Genomic DNA, 2,117 nt, shown 5'->3' with positions numbered 1-2,117 from the left:
GCGGGATCGCCCGCGCGCCGCCGGGAACGCACGCTCGTCGGGCCGACCTGGGAGCTCTCGCTGAACCTGCTCGCCCTGCGCGGGCAGGTCCGGGCCCGGCCGCTGCTGACCCTGCTCGCCTGCCTCGGCGGCGATCCGATTCCCGTCGACGTGCTCCTCAACGCCGAGGTGCTCACCGCCTCGCCCCTGTTCGGCGACCTGTCGGCGACCGAGCTGTGGGGGTTGGTCCGGGCCCTCGCCGGCCAGGGGCTGATCGAGCACACTTTCGACCCGACCAGCCCGGCCGCCCCCACCAGCCCGGCCGCCCCGACCAGCCCACTCGCTCCGACCAGCCCGGCCGGCCCGATCGCTGCGCACCTGATCTGGCTGCATCCCCTGGTGCGGGACAGCTTCGGCCGCGCCGCGCACGTCTCCGGTCGGGTCGAGGACTACCTGGAGACGATCACCGCGCTGCTGGTCCACGCCGCCCGTCGGCTCGACCCGCGCGACCCCGGCACCTGGCCGCACTGGACGACGCTCGCCGGCCACGCGGACGCGGGCCTGACGATGCTGCGTGCTCGGCGCCGGTGGGGGCTGCCGGCGCTGACCGAGGGACGGTTACCGCCGGAGCTGCTGGTACCCGCGACTCTCGCCGCCCGCTTCCTGCGCGCGACGGGACGCCTCGCCGAGGCCGCCGAGGCCTACGAGGGCGTACTGCTCACCGGCCGGCGACTGTTCGGCGACGATCACGCCGACGTGCTGTCCGCAGCCCATGACCTGTACCGGGTACGCGCCGCGCAGGGCCGGCCCGGCGACGCGGAGGAGGGCCTGCGGGCCGTCCTCGACGACCGGGCCCGGGTCCTCGGCGCGGACCATCCCGACACCCTGACGACGCAGCACTACCTCGGCCGCACCCTGCGCGAGTCGGGCCGTCACCCGGAGGCGCTCGCCTGGCTCACCCGGACGCTCACCAGCCGGGAACGAGTCCTCGGCCACCGTCACCGCGACACCCTCACCACCCGTAACAACGTCGCTGACATGCTCGTCGAGCAGCGGCAGTGGACCGCGGCGGAACGCATGCTGGGCGCCGTGTGGACCGACCGGGTCGACACGCTCGGGCCCGAGCATCCGGCGACCCTGGTGACCCGCTACCACCTGGCTCGACTCGACCACCGTCGCGGCGAGCACGCCCGGGCCGCGGGGACGGCCGCCGAGCTGGTGGCGGTCTGCCGGCGCGTCCTGGGCCCCGACCATCCCCGCACGCTGGCGGCGGTCTGCCTGCGCGGCGAGATCGTCCACGAGCTCGGCCGGCTCGCCGCGCTGGGCGCCGACGTGGCGGACGCCTACCGGCGCAGCCTGCGGGTGCTCGGCCCGGAGCACCGGACCACGCGGCGGCTTCACCGGCTCGTCGGCCGCTCGCCATCGTCCTGAGGCGACGACCCGCCCAGCAGCCGCAACGGCGGGCCGACGGCCCAGCCACCGAGGGCGGATAGCAGGGCCCACAACGGCAGCCCGGTCGGCCCGGTCAGCAGCCAGGCGATGCTCGCCAACTGGCAGGCGAGCAGGTTCGCCAGGACGAAGCCGCCGCCTCGGGGACGAGGTGACCGGATCGGGTCGAGGCCTGGGGCACCCGACCGGATCAGCCGGATCAGCCCGGCGGTGGCGATCAGCGCGGCGAGGACGGCCGCGGCCGCGGCGAGCCCTCGTCCGGCCAGGGAGATCTGGCCGGCGGGCGGGCCGGCCATCACCGGGCCGGGCGTCAACGGGCCGGGCGTCAACGGGGCGAGCGTCAACGGGGCGAGCGCGGCCGGTCCTCGGGGCACGGCCAGCAGCCCGGCGGCGGCACCGTCGGCGTCGGCGAGGGCGAGCCCGCTCGCCAGGGACACGACGGCGACGATCCCGACCTGCGCGGTGAGCACGATCGCGACATACCGCCGGGAGAAGACGAAACCGCGGGGTCGGCGCAGGTGCACGCCGGCGGCCAGCGCCGGCGTCCGTCGCCCGCAGACCCGGTCGGTCGGCAGGTCACGCAGGTCGGCGACCGTCCAGCCGGCGACGATCATCGCGAGGCCGAACCCGGCGGTGAGCGCGCCCGCGCCCACACCGACCTCGCCCCCGGTGGCGGCGACGCCCAGGGG

General features: G+C 76.6%; 1 protein-coding gene and 1 pseudogene. One reads left to right on the top strand and one right to left on the bottom strand.

The features are described 5' to 3' along the window. On the top strand, nucleotides 1–1,410 hold a 1,410-nt coding region (locus ND748_RS30605; protein WP_251749763.1), incomplete at its 5' end, for a tetratricopeptide repeat protein. On the opposite strand, the pseudogene ND748_RS30600 reads toward ND748_RS30605, so the two are convergent. After that, nucleotides 1,377–2,117 (bottom strand): annotated as a pseudogene (locus tag ND748_RS30600) (4-hydroxybenzoate polyprenyltransferase); the annotation flags it as partial. The gene ND748_RS30605 and the pseudogene ND748_RS30600 overlap by 34 nt on opposite strands.

The organism is Frankia sp. AiPs1 (assembly GCF_023716945.1).
Lineage (GTDB): Bacteria > Actinomycetota > Actinomycetes > Frankiales > Frankiaceae > Frankia.
The sequence above is the reverse complement of the archived record's forward strand: the minus strand, read 5'-3'. Positions and strand labels throughout refer to the sequence as shown.